At 75.7% G+C, this 1137-nt stretch carries 1 pseudogene; it reads right to left on the reverse strand.

Features of this window, described 5'->3' with window-relative positions:
* A pseudogene (locus HO151_RS02715) lies at positions 1 to 1121 on the reverse strand (hypothetical protein); the annotation flags it as partial.
* Positions 1122 to 1137 lie beyond the last annotated feature (16 nt).

The raw sequence follows: 1137 nt of genomic DNA on the forward strand, positions 1-1137 counted from the left end.
CCCCAGACCGGATCGCCCGGGACCGGGCCGTCCGGGACCGGGCCGTCCGGGACCGGGGGGTTTTCGGGCGCGGCCTGTCCCCGCGCGTCCGCGTCGCCCTTGTGGCCTTCCCGGCCCTCCCGCTCCTCCTGCTCCTCCTGCTCCTCCTGGCCCTCCTGCTCCTCCTGGCCCTCCTGGCCCTCCTGGTCTTCTTGGTCTTCTTGGTCTTCTTGGTCCTCGTCGCTGCCGGGACAGCTCCGGGGGTCGTCCGGCCGCATGGCTGCCCGCCGGTCCGGCGCGAGGCCGGTACCGCTGTCCGGGTCGTCCGGTGTCGCGCAGGACCGGCTGTTCGGTATGCCGGACGACGTCCGGACAGGACGTGCCGATGCGTCGTCCTCCAGCGTCGCCAGCGCCCGCGCCACCTCCGCCGTCGCGGGACCCGCGTTGTCCAGCCACCACGACACCGCCGCCTGGTACGCGCCCGGATACAGCGCGGCGGCCACCTTCGGCACCGTGGCGGGCAGGGTGCCGCGCAGGTCGTCCAGGAGGGTGCGCAGCAGCAGCGGGTTGCCCGCACTCGCCCGTACGCAGTCCTCCACCCATGCCTGCGGGACCGCGCCGAAGTCGGAACGGACCAGCTCGGCCGTGGAGTCCGCGCCCAGCGGGGCGAGCGTGAGGGTGCGTACGAGCGCGGGGGACAGCCCGTGGGCGAGACCGGCCGACGGCGCGTCGACGTCGTACTGGCCGCGCTCGGTCACCACCAGCAGAAGAGGTAATCGGTCCACCCGCCGCACGACGTCGACGAGCCAGCGCCGCGAGGGCTCGTCCGCGAGGTGGACGTCGTCCACCGCGACGAAGAGCGGGGGCCCGGCCGCGAACGACCGCAGCAGCCGCCACAGCCAGGCCCCGCGGGCCCGTTCGTCCAGCACCCCAGGCATGACGGGCACCTCACGCACCTCGCGTGCCTCGCGTGCCTCGCGTGCCTCGCGCGTCCCGGTCGCCCCGGCCGTCCCGGTCGCCCCGGCCGTCCGGGACACCTCGGACACGTCCGCGCACTCCGTCTCGGCTCCGAGGAGCTGGCGTACCGCGGCGAAGGGCAGCCCGGTGTCGTCGGGGGAGCAGCGGGCCCGCAGCACCCGCATCCCGGCCCGCGCCGCC

It is taken from the genome of Streptomyces sp. 8P21H-1, assembly GCF_013302945.1.